The organism is Clostridium moutaii, from assembly GCF_041205085.1.
Lineage (GTDB): Bacteria > Bacillota > Clostridia > Clostridiales > Clostridiaceae > Clostridium_B > Clostridium_B moutaii.
This window is the reverse complement of sequence record NZ_JBGEWD010000001.1, coordinates 485,892-508,646: the sequence shown is the minus strand read 5'-3', so window position 1 is coordinate 508,646 and position 22,755 is coordinate 485,892. Positions and strand designations below refer to the sequence as shown.

Sequence of the window (22,755 nt, the reverse complement as noted above, 5' to 3'; positions counted from 1 at the left end):
AATATCAGTTGTTTTCACCGGGAAATAATTTTTTTAGTTTTCTATAAAGGGTCATTCTTGGAATTCCTAAAGTTCTTGCTGTCTTTGATTTGTTAAAATTATTTTTTATCAATGTATCCATTATTAATTTACTTTCAGTTTTATATATGGAATCTTTTAAAAGTTTATCATGTACATTTTTATTGGGATCATTTGGATGACAGTTTTTTAATATAAAATCAGGTAAATCATCCATAGTTATAATTTCGTTTTTAGAAGTTACCATTATTCTCCCCAATATATTTGTCAATTCCCTTATGTTTCCCGGCCAATCATAGGAGTATAAAGCCTTTAGTATATCATCGGGAAAAAACCTCTTTATATTATATTTTTTATAGAAATTATTTTGTATAGACTTTACTAAAACAGCTATATCTCCCTTCCTGGTTCTAAGAGGAGGAATTTCAAGATTTAAAAAATTCAGTCTGTAAAACAGATCTTCCCTAAAAGTGCCTTGGAGCACTTTTTCTTTTAAATTACAGTTGGTTGCAGCTATCACCCTTACATCTATAGTTAATATTTTATTGCTGCCTATACGTTCTATCTCATTTTCCTGTAAAACTCTAAGCAACTTTGCCTGAAGGCAAAGTGGAATATCTCCTATTTCATCCAAAAATATAGTTCCGCCATTTGCCAGTTCAAATTTTCCACATCTGCCTTCTTTAGAAGCTCCAGTAAAAGAGCCGCTATTATATCCGAATAATTCAGATTCTGCAAGATTTTCTGGTATTGCGGCACAATTTACTTTTACGAATGGTTTAAGTCGTCTTTTGCTTTTGTTATGAATGGCATGGGCGAACATTTCCTTACCAACGCCACTTTCTCCGGTTATAAGTACAGTGAAATTTGTATCTGCAAATTTTTCCGCTCTTTTTTTGCATAGTTTTCCTGCATCAGAATTTACTAAGATGTCATTAAAAGTATATTTTGAACGAAATGATGTATTTGAATTGGCAAATTTATTGAATGTACCTGCATTTTCAAGTGATTCAGATGTCAATAAACTCATACCACCTACTAATTCGTCTCTGTAAAAAAGAGGTATGCTGTGAATAATAATATTTTCTTTATCATCGGATTTATATATTTTTTCTATTTCAGGAGTTCTTGTTTTAATTACATCTGGAAGTTTGGAATTGGGAATGACGTTTTCCAGACAGCAGCCTTCCAAATCTTTAAATACAACTTCAAAATATTTTGCAAAAGCAGGATTTATATTTAAAATATTGCACTTAACATCTACAAATACAGTGGGAAGTGAAATATTATGAAATATCATGTTATTTACGCTGCATATATACTGTTCCAATTCTGATTTTGAGATTTTATCATTCATGTTTTAATATCACCTTTCTTAAGTATAAAATAAATACTACATCATAATTACTAAATGGATCAATATGTTACATTTAAATTGTAACATATTGATGCATTTAGTTGCAATCTAAAAAAAAATAATAACAGGGAAAAGATATTATTGATATAAGCTTTTGACTTATTAAAATTCAAGAACTATTATATATGAATATGTAATAGCTATATTTTATTATTGTACAGTAAAAAAATTAAAAGATTGAAAATTGAAATTTAATGTAATGGTTTTGTGAAGAAAATATGTTTGACAAATGAGAATTATTGTAGTGATTTTATTAAATAAAAATGCTTGATAAAAAATATATATGAAATTTACTATTCAATATCTTATTTATATGAATAATAAATTTTATAATAAATTTTATTAAACTTCTTGGCATGATAAATGCTCTTACAATAAGATTACTGAAATGATTTTTTCGTAATTTAAAAAGGGGTGAAGTTTAATGAAATTTACATCTGTGGAGTGTTTCCTACTAGTAATGTTGTTTTTACTAATAGGGGAAATTGTATCACAAAAGACGAAGGCTTATGTTCCTTCAGTATTTATTTCTGCTGTTTTATTTTTAATAGGATTCTGGACATTTGTGCCAAAAGACGTAGTTTCACAGGCATCTTTTGGTAAAGAATTTATACAAATTGCAATGGGGCTGCTTCTTGTACATTTAGGTACTCTTATGAGTCTGAGAAAATTAATAGATCAGTGGAAGGCAGTAGTAGTTGCAATCTGTGGAGTATGTGGAATCATGGCCTTAACTATGACCATAGGATTATTATTGTTTGACTGGCACACAGTTGTAGCTGCAACACCACCGCTTACAGGTGGAATAGTGGCAGCACTGCTTATGTCGGAAGGGTTAAAAGCTCAAGGTATTACTACACTTGCGGTACTTCCTATAGCAATGTTTATAACTCATAGTTTCTTTGGGTATCCTATTACTTCATGGTGCTTAAAGAAAGAAGGAAAAAGAGTTATAAAAGATTTTAGAAAAAATGGTCCTGATCCTAAGGTGTTAAAGGAAGGAAGTATGTTCCAAGCTGAAGAAGGTGGAAGAAAAAAACTTATACCGGCACTTCCAAAGGCTTATCAAACTGCTCCTATGATACTTTTAAAAGTAATTTTTGTATCAATGATTGCAGGGTGGTTGTCTAATTTAACTGGTGGAGCTGTGAACCAGTATGTAATATGTCTTGTGCTTGGAGTTGTTTTTTGTGAATTGGGATTTTTGGAAGAACAATCTCTTGTTAAAGCAGGTGTCTTTAACTGGCTTATAGTTGGACTTTTGGCATATGTATTTTCACAACTATCCAGTGTTACACCAATACAGCTTCTAAGAATGTTAGGGCCAATAATCGTACTTATAATATTGGGAATCATAGGTATGTTCGTAATGTCAATGATTGTGGGAAGGCCTCTTGGATTCTCAAAGGAAATGGCTTTTGCCTGTGCACTTACAGCACTTTTTGGTTTTCCGGCAGATTATATTATAACTACAGAAGTTTGTAAATCCGTAGGCACCACAGTGGAAGAGAGAAATTATCTTGTGGATATATTGCTTCCAAGGATGCTGGTAGGTGGTTTTGTAACAGTATCTATTGCGTCGGTAGTTATAGCAGGTATATTCTTGAAATTATTATAAATTATTTGTTAAGCCGTGGGTCGCTGTCATGTGAACAATGACATAGTTTTAAAGAAAAAAACTGTATGCAATTCTAAATGAACTGCATACAGTTTCTATTTTTTTATGAGTTTTGTTCCATCCTTATCCTGGGAAACCAGATTTCGCCTCATAAGCCCACCTAGGGCATTTTTAAAGTAATTTTTACTTTCATGAAAAGTGTTTTTTATGTCTTCAGGAGAGCTTTTATCATTATAAGGCATAAATCCATCATGAGACTTCAAATACTCAAGTATGATATCTTCCATGGACAACCGTTCATATTTTGGAGTTTTTCTAGGCGTAAGGCCTAATTTACCATCATCATAAACTCTTTTTATTCTTAAATTGAGTTCATCACCAATCTCCAGTTTTGTAAAATACTCATTATTCAATATAACACCCTTATACATATTGTCTACTGCTACCATAGCGCTGTTGTTTGTTTGAAAACCATAGACCGTACCCTTTACTTCTGTGCCTAGGCTATATTTTTCATTTTCTTTTTCCAGTTCCATAAGATATTTGTCTATATCCGTAGTTGCCGCTATTCTGTTTGTTTTATCTAAATACAGGTAAAACAGATAGTATTTTCCCAAAATCAGTTTGTATTTTTGCTCTGATATTGGAACAAGGACATCTCTTTCCAAACCGATATCTATGAAGCAGCCAAAGCTGACGTTGGATACTGTTTTTAACAATGTAATTTCACCAACTGTGGCCAGTGGTGATTTGAGAGTAGCAATTATTCTGTCTTCCGAATCTTTGTATATAAAGGCATTGACCTCATCTCCTATGGAAAGTTGATTTCCCATGGTATTTTTGTTTGGAAGAAGTATATCGTCCATGGTAATGCCTGTTTTAGCGTCCAAGTAATATCCAAATTTTGTTTTTCGAACTATTTTTAAGAGATTAAATTTTCCTAATAATATCACCTATTTCACTCCTAATTTTTTTAAATTTTGTTTCAACGCCTATTATATACCATTATTATCAATGATACCAGTGAATTAATCCCTAAAATTTGTTTTAGTGGAAGAGCCTTCTACTGAAACATGTATATCCAGCTGAAGTTCACTTTTTTGCAGTATATTGTCTGAGTCCTCTCTAGGGTACCTCCTCTGAAAATCTTCTACTAAATGAAATATGTCCAATCCTTTCCCCTTATATTCTTCAAATATATTCTTACAGGCATAATTTATGTTCCTTTCTGCATTTGTCTGTATTGCCTTTATTGAGCTGCTGTTTAAATTGCTCTTACTCTGTGTTTCGGATATGCTTACTTTTGTATTGATTATTTTTTTTACTATTAATTTTTTACCGTTATAGTACATTTTTGTTTTTGTATTATTTTTTATTATTTCAAGTCCCACAAATTTAGAGGGAGCATTTGGGTTGGTTACCTCCAGAGAACCTGTTCTTATATTGTCCAGCAGAAAATTATAACCCTGCCCATTTTCCCTTCTCAATGTGTCCACCATTTTATAATTGCTAATTATGGCTCCATCGCCGATTTCTATTTTATCTTCCGGCTGATCATGTTTTATCTGTATCATGGGGATTACAGACGTACGGCTTTTGGTATGCATTCCATTTAAAAAATCATTTAAACTGGTTATGACCTCTCTGGAGGATGCAGGTATGTTTTCTATTAAGTCATGAACAAAAACCCCCACATATTCCTGTCCCTTTAATTTTACATTGATAAAATTGTCAGGACATCCTTTTAAAACAGCTATATTGGCCCTGAGGACAAATTCCTGATCCCTTTCAAAAAAATCTATAAAATCCTGCATATTCTGTCCAGCTGCTTTTTCAGTAAATATAATTCCCATATTCTGAGTGTAATTTAATTTATAGTTGGAGGATAAGTTTATATCCCTTATGGTTTCAAACATGGTTTTCCTTGAGCTTCTAAAAAGAATTCGCTGGTCACTGCTGGAAGAACCGGTGACAGATCTCTGAGGTTTGAAGGCCTCTACATAAATTATAGGATTACCATGGCTGTCTATATCCACAATACAGGCTGTTGCAAATATAACTTTATCTATGTCATTGTAATTAAAACATCCGGTGAGGAAAGATGTGCATATTATTAGAAAACAACAAAGAAATCTTTTCATCTCTTATCACCCTTATTGAAAGTATTGTTAGATATATTGGTTAATTTTCCCCTGTAGAAAATATCCCTGTATTTTAAATTATCTTTAGTTAATATAGGAGTAATATAGGGATAACCACAGCTGTTCAGAGAAGCTATATCTGATATCAAGATGAATAAACCCATAAAGAATCCCAACATGCCAATTAAAGAACATAAAAGAAGTATTATAAAATTCCAAATAAGTATAGAACCATATAATTTAGGCGTCAAAAAAGAAGATATAGCGGAAACAGCCACTATTATTACTGTACTTTGAGAACTCAATCCAGCACTTACTGCTGCCTGACCCAGTATAAGGGCACCTACTATGCTCATGGACTGCCCTATAGGTTGAGGAAGGCGTATTCCAGCTTCCCTTAAAAGCTGGAAAAAGAACAACATCAAATAAACTTCCAGTATAGTGGGGATGGGTACGTCTGCCCTGGAGGATGAAAGCCTAAAAACAAATATAAGAGGTATTAGTGAAAAATGATAGGTGGTAAGGGCTATATATAATCCCGGCAAAAATACTGAAATGACAAAAGCAATGAGCCTGACTATTCTGACTATACTCGTGTAATACATATTTAAATAATAGTCATCTGCCATCTGAAAATTTTCTATAAAAAAATAGGGGGCACTTAAGGCAAAGGGAGTTCCATCCACCAGAATGGCTACCCGTCCCTGTAATATTTTGGATGCTGCAGTGTCGGCCTTTTCAGTGTAACCTATAGTGTCAAAAAGAGTTCCGGAATCTTTTAATTGCTCTTCTATATAATTTGTATCCAGAAGAAAGTCTATATCAGTTTTCTCCAATCTATCATTGATGTATTTTAATACTTTCTGTGGAACTAAATCCTGTATATATAAAAGAGCCACAGTTGTATTGGAAATCCTGCCCATAATTTTATATTCTATTTTTAACTGGGGGCTTTTTATCCTTCTTCTTATAAGGGCTATATTATCCATTATAGCTTCATTAAAACCTTCTCTAGGGCCTTTTACCACTGTCTCAGTTAAAGGGGAGGATACTGGCCTTTTGCTGAATCCTTTAGCCTCACAGTATATAGCATTGTCATAAAAGTCAGATAGAATTATTACATCACCGGATAGAATATGCAGCAGTGCATCCTCCTTGGAGGTTATATCCCCTAAGGAATTGCTGTAGAGAACCCTGTTTTTTATTATTTCTGTATCCCTAATTAAATTACTGCTTTTTATTAAAGGGGCTATTATATATTGGCTTATAAATTTTGAATCACATAGATCATCTATGAACAGCAAAGATATAGTTCCCTTAGCACATTTTATTTCACGATGTTTTAAATCCGAGTTGCCTTTTAGTTTATCATTTATATAATTTAAATAATCATTCATATTTTCATCACCAAGTATATTATCTGTATTTTCTTGAATAACATTCATGGTTTAGCAGATAATATTTGTATGTAAAATTTAGTGTGAAATGGAGATTATTTATGGGCAAGTTCAGTTTTAAACATATATTTTTCATAATATCTGCCCTGTCAATAGCCAGCTTGAAAACTTATCCTCAAATATTTATGAATATGTCAGGCAGGGACAGCTGGGTTGCTGTTATAATAACCTGCATAATAATGCTGTGGTATTTTGACTATCTGATAAATATATGTGTGAAAAACAATTGTTACAGTGTACATGAAATATTTACTGCTGCTTTTGGAAATCTGTTTGGAAATGTATTTTTAATTATATTTGCGGTGGGGGTTTTTTTATCTTTGATAGAAAGTGCTTCTGTAGAGTCAAATGTAATACATACTAATTTTTTTATAGAGAGTCCCGTATGGTACATACTGTTGTTTGTAGTAATGCCAGGGTTTTATACGGTAAAAAAGGGTAGGTATTCCGTAATGGCAGTTATTATGATATGTATAGTGATCTCTATATTTAATGGAATTAATTTAGCTGTGTTAACATCAAAGTTTAAAGATTATGGTAGGCTGTTTCCGTTATTTGAGCATGGAATAAATGCCAACTTTTTTTTGTCTATTGTAAAATCCATAGGCATGTATTCATCCATTGTCATTGCACTACCTTATTTAAGCCAGTTGGATATTAAAAAGGGCGTTAGAAAATATTCTTTTCTTGGTAACTTATTTGTAGCACAAATGATAATTATTGCCATAGTGGGGGTACTTGCCACTTTCAACGTGGAGAGAGCCAATACCATTGTTTATCCTAAGCTGGTGCAGACCCAGCTCATATCATATTTTGGATTTATAGCAAGCGGTGAATTTTATGTAATATTTCAGGTAATATCCGGTTGGTTTTCAAAATATATAACTACATTTTTTGCACTTATTTTAATGCTTAGAGAGGTTAAATTTGATAAAGTCATAAACCCCAATATATTTTTAATTGCATTTACAGGTGTGGTCTATGTATCATCCTATATGATTGCAAAAAATTTATTTACGCTTTTCAGATTTTTGGATATATATGTGTATGCATGTGTTGTGGCACTGTTTTTGCTGCCTTTGGTTACTTTTACAGTATTCAATATGAGATCAGGTAAAAAAGTAAATAGTAATTAAACAGATATTATAAGTGAAGTATATAGGGATATTAGCAATGTTACCCATGGGATAAAAAAGTACAAATTGCAGATAATATGACAAATGCAAAAATAGATTATATATGGCAGGTGTGATAATGGGCAATATATTTAAAAATTTAACGTCTCTGATTACCTATAAACATAAAAAAGAGGTACAGAAATTTTATATACCTGAAGTGAATAAAAATTCTGAAAATACAGGTTATAATTATGATTCCTTAAGTATAAAAAATGGTTCCAAGCAGAATAATGGAGACAAAATTCAAGCGGATATTGATTCCAATATAAAATTTATTCAACAGGAGTTCCACTATCCTGTTAATAAAGATATTGTAATAAGAAAAATTAAAATTGCAGGAAAATACAATGCATTTATAGCTTATTTAAATGGTGCTGTGGACAATAATCTTGTAAATAACTTTATATTAAGACCTCTTTTAAATTATAAAATTGAAAATGAAAGTAAAGATCAAGAGGAGAACAATTTAAATACAGGTAAAAAACAGGAAAAGATAAATTTCATTTTAAATAATGTAGTTGAAATCAATGACATGAAAGTTGTGAATAAATTTAAAGATGTTATATATCAAATAATTTCAGGAAATACAGCAATGTATATAGATGGGTGTAATTATTATGGGGCATATGGTACTAAGGGTTTTGAAAAAAGATTAGTGAATACACCCCAAACGGAGGGCTCTGTAAAAGGTTCTTATGAAGCTTTTACAGAAAATCTATCAACTAATGTAGGACTTATAAGGAAACTTGTAAAAAACAAGGATCTTATTACAGAGAAATTAAGGGTCGGGGACAGCAATAACAACGAATGTGCAATTATGTACATAGAGGGTATAACAAATCCTGCAATAGTACAGGAGGTAAAGAGGAGAATTAACAGTATAAAAACAGATTTTATATCCGGAACAGGAATGTTAGGAGAGTATATTGCAGATAATACCTGGTCTTTGATTCCAACTGTGCTGTCAACGGAAAGAAGTGACAGGACGTGCTACTACATTATGGAAGGAAGGGTGGCGCTAATTTGCAATGGAACTCCTTATGTTATCATTCTGCCAATTACATTTTTCACTTTATTTCATACCTCAGAGGATTATATTTTAAAATGGCAATTTGGATTTTTACTGAGAACTGTGAGGGTATTTGGAATAATTATATCCTTATTGCTTCCGGGAGTGTATGTGGCCCTTATAAATTATCATCAGGAGATGATTCCCTCCTCTCTTTTAATCTCCATTGCCAGATCCAGGGAAGAAGTACCTTTTCCCACTATTGTAGAAGTTATATTTATGGAAATTTCTTTTGAACTTATAAGGGAAGCCGGTATAAGGATACCGGGTATTTTAGGAAATACCATAGGAATAGTTGGAGCACTGATAATCGGTCAGGCTGCTGTACAGGCAAGTATAATAAGCCCTATCTTAATTATAGTTATTTCCTTTACAGTGCTGGGAAATTACTCCATACCTGATTTCAGTTTAACTTACGGTACTAGAATAATTAGATTGTCCTTTATTTTACTTGGTTATGTATTGGGACTTTTGGGTATATGTATAGGAATAGTCAGTTATATTACCATACTTATCAATTTGAAATCCTTTGGAGTTCCTTTTCTTTCCAATTTTCCTCCTAAGACAAGGAAAAGCAAGGACACCGTTGTAAACTACCCTGTTTGGAAACAAGATTTCAGGCCTGATGAGTTGAATACCATGGATTCAAAAAGGCAGCCCGAAGTTTCTAGAGGCTGGATTAATGAAGACGCCAATGTTGAAGAAAATAGTAAAAATAAGCATATTTAAGGTAGGGGTAAGTTTATGAATGAAGGTAATATAGGAGTATTTCAAGCTGTATGCCTTGTCACTTTAGTTATTATAAATAAAATATTTTACTCCAGTGCGGCATTGGTAGTGCAGAAAGTTGGAACTGCAGCCTGGTATTCTACCATTGGATCCTGCGCTATTAGCATAATATTTTTTTATATTATATGCATGCTTATGGAGAGATTTCCTGGAATGAATTTAATTCAGATATTTGATGAAGTGGTTGGAAAGTTTTTTGGAAAAATTTTAGGAATGATATTCTGCACATATTGTGTTTTTTATGCAGGCTCTAATTTAAGAGAATTTGTGGATATGATTAAGATATACAATCTGCCCAAAACCCCTCCAAGTTTCATAATGGGAAGTATTTTATTAGTGGCAATTTTAATTTCCTATTTTGGATTTAAAGGACTTGGACAATTGTGCGGAATATGCTTTTTACCTGTTATACTAGGTCTTGTTTTAGTATTTTCAATGGCATATCAGGCATATAATTTTAATTATTTAAAGCCTTATCTTGGATATGGAATTCTTAACACTTTGTATTTTGAATTTTTGAGAAGTTCTTCTTATAGCGAATTTATTGTTTTATTTGTTGTAATAGACTCACTGCCCAATCTAAAGGAAATAAAAAAAGTAGGCACTATAAGTATAGTATTATCTGGAGTTATATTATCAATTTGTTTTATGTTTTATTTGGCTTCTTTTAATTATGCTTTTGCCAAAGAAAATATATCAGGCATTTTTGAATTGTCAAAGACAATTTATTTTAACAGATTTATTCAAAGGGTAGAGACAATATTCCTGGTGACATGGATTATACCTTCTATGATAACCACATCTATAGCATTTTATATATGTATAAGCATTTATTGTAAAATATTTAATATAAAAAATCACAGGCCTCTTTTAATGCCTTTTTCCTTTTTAGTTTTTATTGTGGCAATTATCCCTCAAAATGTATTGGAGTTGACGTCAATAAATTTATTGTTCATCCGTCAATACAGTCTGGTTATAAATTATTTTATACCTACTGTTGTATTAGTCATATCCATCCTATTAAAGAAAAAAGGTGAGAGTTCAAATGTACAGAAAAATTAGTTTGTTCCTGATTCTTTTTATATTACTTACTGCACTGACAGGCTGTTATGATGCAGTGGAAATTGACGATGAAGTTTATCCTGTAATGTTGGGAGTGGATCAAGGATATAATAATAAATTTAAAATCACCATACAATATCCTGTATATGGTGCAGGAAACAGAAATCAAAGTGGTACTCAACAGACACAATCCAATATAGCTGTTGTTGAGGCTCCTAGTATAATTGAAGCTATGGAAATGTTCGGACAGGAGATATCAAGACAGGTTACCTTGAAGCATTTAAAAGTTATTGTATTTTCAGAAGAAATTGCAGTACAGGGCATAGGCCAGCAGATTTTAGGAATTCAAAGATACAGGGAGGTGAGAAGTACTATGGCAATCACTGTGGTAAGAGGAAAATCCCAAGATTTCATTAAAGAAAATATATCCATTATAGGAGAGAGCCTGCCGAAGATGGTGGAGTTATTTTTTTCTCAATCTAGACATAATTCCTATTCTACTCAAGAGCAACTTTTTAATTTTTATCAGGGTATTCTTTCAAATTATGAACAACCTGTTGCAGCCTATGGTGGTGTAAATAGTTATGAAAATATAAGAAATGAGGACAATAATGAAAACACTCCTCCTATTACAGGGAAAGGGTATTTACCCGGGGAAATTCCAAGAGAAGGGTCAGCTAAAAGAGAACTCTCCGGTACGGCTGTGTTTAATGGAGATAAAATGGTAGGGGCTTTGGATAGCTATGAAACCAGATATTTTCTTCTTGTGAAAGGCAAATTCAAAGGTGCTACTATAACCATTAATGACAAGTATAAGCCTGATACTGTCATTGTAACGTATATTAAATTATCCAGAAATCCTAGGGTAAAGGCACATTTCAGAAATGGAAAACCTATAATTGATGTGAATTTAAGAGTAGAAGCAGATATAGGTTCCATTCAGAATAAAATCAACTATGAAAAATTATATATGGTAAAGGATTTAAATGAACAAATAAGGACCTTTCTGTTAAAAGGTATAAATGCCACTATTGAAAAGACTCAGAAGGAATATAAATCTGATATTTTTGGATTCGGATATTATGTAGCCGGTAATTTTAAAACAATTCAGGAATGGGAGAAGTATAACTGGTTAAGTCATTACGACCAGGCAAAGATCAATGTGAATTTAACTGTAAATGTGAGGAGAATGGGAATAAGTTTTTATACGTCAGATATCTGGGACTCCAGTGGAAAGGATAAAAAATGAAATATATTTTATGTTTCCTTATACTATGCTCAGGGTATTATACATTTAGCTATGGAATTTCAATATGGATGAGGGAAAATAATAGATTGGCAGCTTTTGGAGTCTGGCTTTTGGCTTTAGTTTCAACTTTGGTTACCATTATAATGCTCATAAGTAATTATTAAATCTCCAATAATTCTTAAAATGATTTTCAATTTGATTAAGATTACTTATAATATATATATATTATAAATAATTGAGAAATTTTTAGGAGGTAAAATATAATGGATTTTATAAGGGTGTCATCGGCTTGTCCATTAACAAATATAGGGGATATAGAGTTTAATCTGAAGAATATAGAAATATGCATAGATAAAGCTTTGATGAAAAAATCAAAGCTTGTAGTATTTCCGGAACTTTCTATAACCTCGTATACTTGTGGAGATCTTTTTGAACAGCAGCTGCTGTTGAAGAAAACTGTGGAGGCCTTGAAAAAATTATGTGATTACTCAAAAAACAAAGATGTGCTCATAGCAGTGGGAGCACCTATTGTATACAATAACTGTCTCTATAATTGTGCATGTATAATATTTAAGGGAAATATTTTAGGGATTGTTCCTAAAAGCTATATTCCAAATTATGAAGAATTTTATGAAAAAAGATGGTTTACTGAAGGGCTGCATGTTATAGATGAAAAAGTTGATTTTTATTTCCAGGAAAATATACCTTTTGGAGTAAATCTGATATTTACCTGCGGAATAATGAAATTTGCTTTTGAGATATGTGAAGATTTGTGGGCGGTAATACCTCCCAGCAGTTATCTAAGTCTCATGGGTGCAAATATTTTAGGAAATTTATCTGCCTCCAATGAAATTGTAAGTAAGTCTTCTTATAGAAGAAATTTGATATGTTCTCAAAGTGCCAGATGCATGTGCTCTTATATATATGCTTCTTCAGGAGTATTTGAATCCTCTACGGATTTAGTATTCAGTGGTGATCTGTGTATTTCTGAAAATGGCACCTTATTAAATTCAAATGAGAGGTTTAAAAGGGAAAATGAGATTATCACTTCTATTATAGATTTGGATAAATTGAATAATCAACGTTTAAAAAATGTAAGCTTTAGGGATAATGTAAAGACATTTTCCCAAAAACCAGTAAATATAGAGTTCCAATTTGAAGATATGGATTATGGTGAGTTTGACAGAAATGTTCATAAACACCCCTTTGTACCTGATAATAAAAGTGAAAGAGAAGCAAGGTGTAAGGAAATATTCAGTATACAAACTGCTGCTCTTGGAAAAAGGATAAGTCATACTAACTTGAAAAAAGCCGTTGTGGGCATATCAGGAGGACTTGATTCTACACTGGCAATGCTGGTTGTTGTTAAGACTTTTGATATTCTGAAGATTCCAAGGAAAAATATAATAACTGTAACTATGCCTGGATTTGGAACCACTGATAGAACCTACAACAACGCAGTAAGTTTATGTAAGAATTTGGGAACCGAATTTAGAGAAATCAATATAGTAAATGCATGCCTTCAGCATTTTAAAGATATTTCCCACGATAGGGATATACATGATGTAACTTATGAAAATGTTCAGGCAAGAGAGAGAACTCAAATTATAATGGACATAGCGAATAAAGAAGGGGGCCTTGTAATCGGCACAGGAGATCTGTCGGAGTTGGCACTTGGATGGTGTACATATAATGGAGATCATATGTCCATGTATGGAGTGAATTGTTCCATACCTAAAACCCTGGTGAGATATTTAGTAAGATATGTAGCGGATAAAGAAGTCTCAAAAAACATATCTGACATTTTAATGGATGTTTTAAATACTCCCGTAAGTCCGGAGCTTTTACCTAAAGATAAAAAAGGGGAGATATCCCAGAAGACGGAAGATATAGTAGGACCTTATGAACTCCATGACTTCTTTTTGTATTATTTTGTAAGATTAAACTATTCTCCTCAAAAAATATTGTTTTTAGCCAAACACACATTTAAAGATGAGTATGGCAGCGACGTCATTGAAAAATGGCTTAATGTATTTATAAAAAGATTTTTTACCCAGCAATTTAAGCGATCTGCAATCCCTGACGGCCCTAAAGTAGGTACAGTGAGCCTATCTCCAAGGGGAGATTGGAGAATGCCATCAGATGCCAGCTTTCAATTATGGATTGATTCCATAATTGAAGATTAAAGAACAGAGTTCAAATAACAGATAATGAAGATTTTAGATGGGAACTGAAAATCAGCCATTTTTGAATTTCGATATTTGAACTTTGTTAATTAGGTGTATATAGTGTATCATTATATTATAGAATGATAAAAAGGGGGGATTATATGTTTAATCTTATTTTATGGATTGCAATTGGATTAATAGCACTATTGATTGATATAACAACTAGTACGTTTTTATTCGTATGGTTTACAATTGGAGCCATTGGGGCAATTATAGCACAGATACTGAATTATTCACTTTTAGTGCAATTTATAGTATTTGTAGCTGTCAGTGTTATACTCATGATTATATGCTACCCCATAGTGAAAAAGAGTATAAAAGAATCTGTAAAACCTACACTGCTTAGAGAAAAAACTTATGTGGGCAAGGAAGTTGTGGTAGATGAGGAAATGCTGGAAAATAATGGAGTTAAGGTTGACGGAGTTTATTGGAATATAAAAGATACGGAATATGTGCTTAGAAAAGGTGACAGAATAAAGATAGTGGGCATGGAAGGAAATAAACTGGTTATAAAAAAGTTGTAAATTTATTATAGTTTAAAAATTAATATTATATGGATTGGAGATGTAATTATGATAGGTAAAATTCTTGTTTTGATTGTCCTGATAGTTATTTTAGCAGCTGTAATATCTTCTATTAAAATTGTAAATACCGGATATGTGACTATTGTGGAAAGACTTGGGCAGTTTCACAGAGCTCTAGAACCTGGGTGGCATTTTATAATTCCCTTTGCTGATTTTGTGCGAAGGAAGGTTTCCACCAAGCAGCAGATACTGGATATTGAACCTCAAAGCGTTATAACTCAGGATAATGTAAAGATCTCTATAGACAACGTTATTTTTTATAAAGTATTGAGCCCTAAAGATGCAATATACAATATAGAGGATTACAGGGCTGGTATAATTTTTTCAACTATCACCAATATGAGAAATATCGTAGGTAACATGACTTTAGATGAAGTTCTTTCTGGAAGGGATAAAATAAACGGGGAACTTTTGAAAGTGGTGGATGATATAACAGATGCATATGGAATAAAATTATTATCTGTAGAAATCAAAAATATTATGCCGCCTGCTGAAATTCAACAGGCTATGGAAAAACAGATGAGGGCTGAAAGAGACAAGAGAGCGGTAATACTTCAGGCAGAAGGTCAGAAGCAAGGTGATATAGCTAGGGCGGAAGGGGAAAAACAAGCCAAGATACTGCAGGCTGAAGCTGAAAAAGAAGCAAATATCAGAAGGGCAGAAGGCCTTAGACAGTCTCAGATGCTGGAAGCAGAAGGTAAGGCAAAGGCCATAGAGTCCGTGGCAGCGGCAGAATCAAAAGCCATTGAAATGGTGAACAGGGCTATAATAGATTCCGGTACTGATGAAAAGGTAATAGCCTTGAAGCAGGTAGAGGCTTTAAAGGAAATGGCAAAAAATCCTGCAAATAAACTTATACTTCCCAATGAGGCAGTATCTTCCCTGGGAAATATGGCAGCAATAGCCGATATGCTTCAAAGAAAATAGTTTAAACAATGCACAATTGACAGTTCACAATTAACAATTCACAGTGCACAGTTCACAATTGGCAATTAATGAAGATTTTCGATGTAAATCGGAAATCTTTCAATTGTTTAAGTTGAAAATTAAGTTTGAGTGTAGGCAGGTGTTAGTTTTATGAGCATAAGATTTATATATGGAAGGGCAGGCAGCGGAAAAAGCCATTACTGTCTTAACAACGTAAAAAATGAAATAAAGCAGGGAAATGATAGAAGTCTTATAATTTTAGTTCCTGAACAATTCTCCTTTCAGGCAGAAAAAAATTTAATAAAGACAATTGGGGAAAGGGGAATGTCAAGGGCACAGGTATTGAGTTTTAGAAGAATGGCAGAAAAGGTACTTGACGAAGTAGGAGGAGGAACTAGAAAAAGTATAAATGATGCAGGTAAAAGTGTACTTTTATATAAGATAATAGAGGAAAATAGAAATAAATTAAAAGTATTTGGCAGAGCTGCTAAAAAGCAGGGATTTATAAATTTCATATCGGATTCCATAACTGAATTAAAAAAATATAATATCTCTCCTCTTCTTTTAAAAGACAGTGCGGATAGAATAGAAAGTATCAATTTAAAAAATAAATTGGAGGATATTACAATAATTTTTTCGAAATTTGAAAATATACTTCATGAGAAATATCTGGATTTAGAGGATACTCTGAATATACTCAGTGAAAATCTGGATAAATCCAGAATGTTTGACAATGCAGAAATATGGGTGGATGAATTTTTCAGTTTTACTCCTCAGGAATATGAAATTTTAAAAAAAATTATGTATAAGGCATCTAGAATGAACGTAACATTATGTATGGACGGAGGAGGAAAGAGTTCATCTGTTGAAAGTATGGATTTGTTTTTGCCTACCAGGACTACAGAAAAAAAACTTTTGGAAATAGCTAAAGACAGCAATATAGTTTATGATAAGCCTGTTATTTTACAATGCAGTCCATGTCATAGATTTAAGGACAGTGCTGAACTTCAACATCTTCAACGTTATTTATTTTCATATCCTTATAAAGTATATGAAAGGCCAGTTAAAAATATAGGAATATACAAGGCTCTAAACAAGTATACTGAAATAGAGCATACTGCCAGGGAAATAGTAAAAACATGTAGAGACAAAGGTCTTAGATTTAAAGATATTGCAGTTGTAACAGGGGATTTAGATGGATATGAAAGTTTGATAAAAGCAGTATTTAATGAGTATGATATACCTTATTTCATAGATAAAAAAAGAGAAATCGACAATAATCCAATTATAATTTTGATAGTTTCTGCTGTGGAAATATTATCTAAAAACTGGTCTTATGAATCTGTATTCAGATATTTAAAAACAGGAATTTTGAATTTGAAATTTGATGAAATAAATATGCTGGAAAACTATGTACTTGCAAATGGAATAAGGGGAAAAGGATGGATTCAGGCTGAACCCTGGAATTTTAGAATGAATTATGATACTTCCCAGGAAGAAATATCAGAGGAAGAGGCAGAGTATTTAAATGAGATAAATTCTATAAGAGATAAGGTGAGAGAGCCTATCCTCAAACTTTCAACTGCTATAAAAGGAAAGAAAAAGGGAGTACAAATATGTGAGGGATTATATAATTTTTTATGTGAGCTGCAAATTCCTGAAAAGATAAAACAGATTATAGAAGATTTCAAAGATGATTCCAAATTGGATAAGGCAAATGAATATGGCCAGATATGGGATATAGTGGTGGATGTATTGGATCAGATTGTGGATTCAAGAGGAGATGAAGCCTTTGGAATGGAAACTTTTAATGAAATGTTGACAAATAGTTTTTCTCAATACGAAATAGGAGTGATTCCACCTTCACTAGATCAGGTTTTAGTGAGCAGTGTAACTAGGCTCAGAAGTCATGACATAAGGGTGCTTTATATTGTAGGAGTTAATGATGGTATTTTCCCTGCGGCTGTACTTGAAGAAGGAGTTTTTACAGATGATGACAGAGATGTTCTTAGGGAAAAAGGATTAGAGCTGAAGGAAAATACCAGAAGTAGAGCTTTACAGGAACAATTCCTGGTATATAGTACACTGACTACAGTGGATAAATATTTGAAGTTGAGCTATTCCATGAGCGATGGAGAGGGAAAGACCAAAAGGCCGTCTATTGTTATTTCTATGATAAAAAAGTTATTTCCTGAGCTGGAGGAAGAAAGCAATGTATTGGATGCAGCAGGAGATAAAGAGGATATAGAAGCTGTAAATACGCCCAAATCCACTTTTAATGAATTGATTTTAAATATAAGAAAAAATATAGGATACAATGATTGTATAAATCCTCTCTGGTTAGATGTCTACAGATGGTATAGGAAAAATGATCAATGGAACACAAGGTTAAAAACTGTTCTGAATGGTTTTTCCTATAATAATGAAGTGGAAATTTTAGATACCAATAAGGTGAGGAAACTTTATGGAAGCCATTTAAAGGTGAGTGTTTCAAGGTTGGAGAAATTTGCCCAGTGCCCTTTTGCATATTTTATACAATACGGACTTGGGGCCAAGGACAGGAAAATGTATAATTTGAGTCCGCCTGATTTAGGAAGTTTTATGCACAGCATACTTCAAAAATTTTCTGTGGATTTAAAAGAAAAAAACTTGACATGGAGAGACATAGATAAAAAATGGTGTGAAGAAAATGTAAATTATATAGTCAGTAAAACTTTGAATAATATGCCAGGTTCCATATTAAACAGTTCTAAAAGATACAGACATCTTACGGACAGTATAAAAAAAACTCTTGTAAGATCCCTATGGCTCATAACAGAACACATGAAAAGAGGGGAATTTCAACCCAAGGCGTATGAACTGTCTTTTGGAGATAAAGGTGATTTACCACCTATTTCAATAAAACTTCATTCCGGTGAAGAAGTTAGTCTTGTGGGAAGAGCTGACAGAGTAGATGCAATGGAAGAGAACAGCGTCACATATCTTAGAATAATAGATTACAAGTCTGGTACTAAGGAATTTAAACTTTCAGATATATATTACGGCTTTCAAATGCAGCTTTTAATATATTTGGATGCAATACTTACAGAATTGGATGAAAAAATGAATGTAGATGCTATCCCAGCAGGTATATTATATTTTAAACTGGATGATCCTATAATAAAATCATCAGGAGATATACCGGATGATAAGATAGAGGAGAGGATAACTAAAAGTTTAAAGATGAATGGACTTTTGCTTAACGATCCGGATTTAGTTAAAAAGATGGATAGAGACATGGAGAAATCTTCAGATATTATACCTGCCTCTGTAAAAAAAGACGGCAGTCTTTCAAAGTCAAAATCATCTTTGGCAACTGTAGAACAGTTTCAACTTCTTAGAAAATATGTGAGGGACACCATAGAAAATCTATGCGAAAAGATGTTGGAGGGAAACATAGAAGTTACCCCATATAAAAATAAAAATAGAAGTGCATGCAGTTACTGTATATATTCAGCAATATGTCAGTTTGATACATCCATAAGGGGCAACAGGTATAAAATAGTCAGAGATAAAAGTGATGAAGAAGTATGGAGAGATATTGAAAATGAGGTTCATAAATGATAGGAGGATGAAATATGAGATTATTACTCACTAATGACGATGGGATAAATGCAGAGGGCTTGCACACCTTAGTCAAGTATTTTGAAAAAGACAATGAAGTTATAATTGCTGCACCAAATATGCAAAGAAGCGGCAGCGGACATTCAATAACTACTAGGGGAGATTTAACTGCTGAGGAAGTAAAAATTCCAGAAATTTATTCAAAAGCATATAGGATAAATGGCACTCCGGCAGATTGTGTAAGAGTGGGGCTGAATAAATTTAAAGATAAAAAAATAGATATGGTAATTTCGGGAATAAATAACGGATACAATTTGGGAATAGATGTATTGTACTCTGGAACGGTTTCAGCAGCTATTGAAGCATCCATATGTAAAGTCCCTTCTATGGCTGTATCTTTGGATACTAAAGGTGATAATTATGATTATAATATAGCGGCAAAATATGCGCTGAAAGTATTTTCCATAATTAAAGATAAATATAAAAAAAATGATGTTGTTTTAAATCTAAATGTTCCTCTTTTACCTATAGAAAAGATAAAGGGTATAAAGGTCTGCAATATGGGGTTTAAATATGATAGAGAATGTTCAGGGATGACAGACAGTTACAGGCATACGGATGTATATTATGTAAAAGAAGGTTATGTCACCTTGACTCCGCTGCATTATGATTTGACAAACTATCATATAATAGAACAAGTGACCAGCCTATTTTCTGAAAATTTCTAAAAAATAGTTTTCGGGTAATTGACATAATAAAATACATGTTGTATAATTACATCAATAAATAAAACAAATATGTTGTTAATAAAAGTTCTGAGATATGCGCAAACTTTAGTTTTGAACCTACATTATTTAAACGGAAGTTCGATATTTAGATGAGTACATGTATCCTAGGAAAATTTGATTGTAGGAGGATGGAAACATCTGTGGGAACATCCACCTGTGGAGACATAGGTGTCAAAATAAAGTTAACGGTATTTTGGATAATATAATCTAGAAGATTATAATTGTGAGAGAGATTTTTAATCTCTCTTTTTATATTTTAGTAGTAATTTAATTCATATGACAGGTAAAAACATTCTGCGTTCTTAAAAAGTTTTATTTATACTGGAAAGGGATCTTGACTTTAAATTCTGAATATTTTAAAATGAATTTATATACTAAATTAATTTATATAAAAGATGGACATATATACCAGAATTATTAATGTTCGAGTAAAACTATAGGTATTTCAGTTTTATATTTTTTATAAAGGGGGGATTAGGTATGGATCAGAAGGTTTTAACAGTCTGTCCTTATTGTGGTGCTGGGTGTAACTTATATTTATATGTGAGAGACAATAAGATAATTAAGGCAGAACCAGCTGATGGGAGAACTAATGAGGGCTCTATGTGTTTAAAGGGGTATTTTGGCTGGGATTTTCTGAATAATCCGAAAATCTTAACATCACGTTTAACAAAACCTATGATAAGAAAGAATAATGAATTAGAGGAAGTAAGTTGGGAGGAAGCTGTTGATTTTACGGCTTCAAAATTGTTAGAGATAAAAGAAAAATATGGACCAGATTCAATAATGGGAACAGGATGTGCAAGAGGTTCAGGCAATGAAGCAAACTATGTGATGCAAAAATTTATGAGAGCAGCAGTGGGAACTAACAATGTAGATCACTGTGCAAGGGTTTGACATGCTCCTTCAGTAGCCGGTCTGGCTTACGTTTTAGGAAATGGTGCTATGTCAAATGGTATACATGAGATAGATGATACTGATTTATTGCTTATTTTTGGATACAATGGAGCTGCTTCACATCCTATAGTTGCAAAGAGGATAGTCAGGGCAAAAGAAAAGGGTGCCAAGGTAATAGTTGTAGATCCACGTATAACTGAGTCAGGGAGAATATCGGATCTTTGGTTGCCTATAAAAAATGGAACCAATATGGTTTTAGTAAATGCTTTTGCAAATGTACTTATAAACAGAGAGCTTTATGATAAAGATTATGTAAAAGATCATACTGAGGGTCTTGAAAAATATAGATCTATTGTAGAAAAATATACTCCGGAATATGCAGAAAAAATTACTGGTATAGGTGCAAATGATATAATAGAGGCCATGAAAATGTATTCTGGCGCTAAAAACGCCATGATACTTTATGGTATGGGAGTATGCCAGTTTGCACAAGCTGTGGATGTAGTCAAAGGGTTGGCTTCACTTGCACTTTTAACTGGAAATTTTGGAAGACCTAATGTGGGCATAGGTCCTGTAAGAGGCCAGAATAATGTACAAGGGGCCTGTGACATGGGTGTACTTCCTAATGTGTATCCAGGATATCAGAGTGTAACTGATGACAAGATTAGAGACAAATTCGAAAAAGCCTGGAAGGTCAAGCTTTCGAATAAAGTTGGATGTCATTTAACGGAAGTTCCACGTATGACACTTAAAGAAGATAAAATAAAGGCCTATTATATAATGGGAGAAGATCCGGTTCAAAGTGATCCCGATTCTGAAGAGATGAGAAGAACACTGGATAAAATGGAGCTTGTAATAGTTCAGGATATTTTTATGAATAAAACTGCACTTTATGCAGATGTAATTTTACCTGCCACATCATGGGGTGAGCATGAAGGAGTCTTCACCTGTGCGGATAGAGGATTCCAGAGATTTCGCAAAGCTATAGAACCTAAGGGAGATGTGAAACCAGATTGGCAGATAATTTCAGAAATCTCCTCTGCTATGGGATATCCTATGCATTATAACAATACAGAGGAAATATGGGATGAACTTAGGAATTTGTGCCCGAATTATAAAGGAGTAACTTATGAAAGATTGGATAAGCTAGGAGGAATTCAGTGGCCGTGTCCTTCAGAGGATCATCCAGGAACATCTTATCTATATAAAGATAATAAATTTAATACACCAACGGGAAAGGGAAATTTATTTGCTGTAGAATGGAGGCCACCTGTAGAAACTACAGATGAAGAATATCCACTGGTTCTAAGTACAGTTAGGGAGGCAGGTCATTATTCCGTAAGGACAATGACGGGAAACTGCAGGGCGCTTCAGCAGCTGGCGGATGAGCCGGGTTATATACAAATCAATCCGGAAGATGCGGATAAATATGGAATAAAAAATGATCAGATTATGAGAATAAGCTCTCGCAGGGGATCAGTGGTTGCCAGGGCGTTGGTAACGGATAGGGCCAATAAGGGAGCGGTTTATATGACCTACCAGTGGTGGGTAGGAGCGTGTAACGAACTTACCTCTAACAATCTTGATCCTGTATCGAAAACTCCGGAATTAAAATATTGTGCAGTTAAAATACAGTCCATAATAGATCAAGAAAAAGCAGAAAAATTTATAAAAGAGGAATATGAGAAGATAAGAGAAAAGATGAATGCTAATGTATAAGAACCTAAAAA

At 33.0% G+C, this 22,755-nt stretch carries 15 protein-coding genes and 1 other RNA gene; 12 read left to right on the top strand and 4 right to left on the bottom strand.

The window, feature by feature from the left end; genetic code table 11:
- Positions 1-4: 4 nt before the first annotated feature.
- On the bottom strand, positions 5-1,375 hold the full coding sequence (locus tag AB8U03_RS02590; protein WP_369702961.1) for a sigma-54 interaction domain-containing protein: 1,371 nt from the start codon (positions 1,373-1,375) through the stop codon (positions 5-7).
- Between the two features lie 484 nt (positions 1,376-1,859).
- Here AB8U03_RS02590 and AB8U03_RS02585 point away from each other — a divergent pair, with 484 nt between their 5' ends.
- Positions 1,860-3,053 (top strand): hypothetical protein, encoded by a 1,194-nt coding sequence (locus tag AB8U03_RS02585; RefSeq protein WP_369702960.1) that lies wholly within the window; start codon positions 1,860-1,862, stop codon positions 3,051-3,053.
- Between the two features lie 95 nt (positions 3,054-3,148).
- Here the strand turns inward: AB8U03_RS02585 and AB8U03_RS02580 are convergent, their stop codons facing one another.
- The 3 genes from AB8U03_RS02580 to AB8U03_RS02570 form a co-directional block, all read right to left on the bottom strand.
- On the bottom strand, positions 3,149-4,006 hold the full coding sequence (locus AB8U03_RS02580; RefSeq protein ID WP_369702959.1) for a CvfB family protein: 858 nt from the start codon (positions 4,004-4,006) through the stop codon (positions 3,149-3,151).
- A 75-nt stretch (positions 4,007-4,081) separates the two neighbouring features.
- Positions 4,082-5,194, bottom strand: coding sequence for a Ger(x)C family spore germination protein (locus AB8U03_RS02575; RefSeq protein ID WP_369702958.1), 1,113 nt, complete (start codon positions 5,192-5,194; stop codon positions 4,082-4,084).
- Complete coding sequence (locus tag AB8U03_RS02570; RefSeq protein ID WP_369702957.1) at positions 5,191-6,639, bottom strand: spore germination protein; 1,449 nt, start codon at positions 6,637-6,639, stop codon at positions 5,191-5,193. The genes AB8U03_RS02575 and AB8U03_RS02570 overlap by 4 nt, the downstream gene beginning before the upstream one ends.
- A 35-nt stretch (positions 6,640-6,674) precedes the next feature.
- Between AB8U03_RS02570 and AB8U03_RS02565 the strand changes: the two genes are divergently transcribed.
- From AB8U03_RS02565 to fdhF, 11 genes are all read left to right on the top strand, one after another.
- Positions 6,675-7,787, top strand: coding sequence for an endospore germination permease (locus tag AB8U03_RS02565; RefSeq protein WP_369702956.1), 1,113 nt, complete (start codon positions 6,675-6,677; stop codon positions 7,785-7,787).
- Positions 7,788-7,890: 103 nt separating this feature from the next.
- Positions 7,891-9,627 carry a spore germination protein gene (locus AB8U03_RS02560; protein WP_369702955.1) on the top strand — a complete coding sequence of 579 codons (1,737 nt, stop codon included), beginning with the start codon at positions 7,891-7,893 and terminating at the stop codon, positions 9,625-9,627.
- 15 nt (positions 9,628-9,642) lie between these two features.
- Positions 9,643-10,749, top strand: a complete 1,107-nt coding sequence (locus AB8U03_RS02555; RefSeq protein ID WP_369702954.1) for a GerAB/ArcD/ProY family transporter — start codon at positions 9,643-9,645, stop codon at positions 10,747-10,749.
- Positions 10,733-11,998 carry a Ger(x)C family spore germination protein gene (locus tag AB8U03_RS02550; RefSeq protein ID WP_369702953.1) on the top strand — a complete coding sequence of 422 codons (1,266 nt, stop codon included), beginning with the start codon at positions 10,733-10,735 and terminating at the stop codon, positions 11,996-11,998. The genes AB8U03_RS02555 and AB8U03_RS02550 overlap by 17 nt, the downstream gene beginning before the upstream one ends.
- Positions 11,999-12,261: 263 nt before the next feature.
- Complete coding sequence (locus AB8U03_RS02545) at positions 12,262-14,184, top strand: NAD(+) synthase (RefSeq protein ID WP_369702952.1); 1,923 nt, start codon at positions 12,262-12,264, stop codon at positions 14,182-14,184.
- A 143-nt stretch (positions 14,185-14,327) separates the two neighbouring features.
- Entirely contained in the window at positions 14,328-14,750 is a 423-nt protein-coding gene (locus AB8U03_RS02540) for an NfeD family protein (RefSeq protein ID WP_369702951.1), read from the top strand.
- A gap of 48 nt (positions 14,751-14,798) precedes the next feature.
- Entirely contained in the window at positions 14,799-15,737 is a 939-nt protein-coding gene (locus AB8U03_RS02535) for an SPFH domain-containing protein (RefSeq protein ID WP_369702950.1), read from the top strand.
- Positions 15,738-15,887: 150 nt separating this feature from the next.
- Positions 15,888-19,340 carry a helicase-exonuclease AddAB subunit AddB gene (gene addB / locus AB8U03_RS02530; protein WP_369702949.1) on the top strand — a complete coding sequence of 1,151 codons (3,453 nt, stop codon included), beginning with the start codon at positions 15,888-15,890 and terminating at the stop codon, positions 19,338-19,340.
- Between the two features lie 14 nt (positions 19,341-19,354).
- Positions 19,355-20,068: a 5'/3'-nucleotidase SurE gene (gene surE / locus AB8U03_RS02525; RefSeq protein ID WP_369702948.1), complete on the top strand. Its 714-nt coding sequence runs from the start codon at positions 19,355-19,357 to the stop codon at positions 20,066-20,068.
- Positions 20,069-20,149: 81 nt separating this feature from the next.
- A non-coding RNA gene (gene ssrS, locus AB8U03_RS02520) (6S RNA) lies at positions 20,150-20,332 on the top strand.
- A 276-nt stretch (positions 20,333-20,608) separates the two neighbouring features.
- Positions 20,609-22,744, top strand: coding sequence for a formate dehydrogenase subunit alpha (gene fdhF / locus AB8U03_RS02515; protein ID WP_369702947.1), 2,136 nt, complete (start codon positions 20,609-20,611; stop codon positions 22,742-22,744).
- Positions 22,745-22,755: the final 11 nt, after the last annotated feature.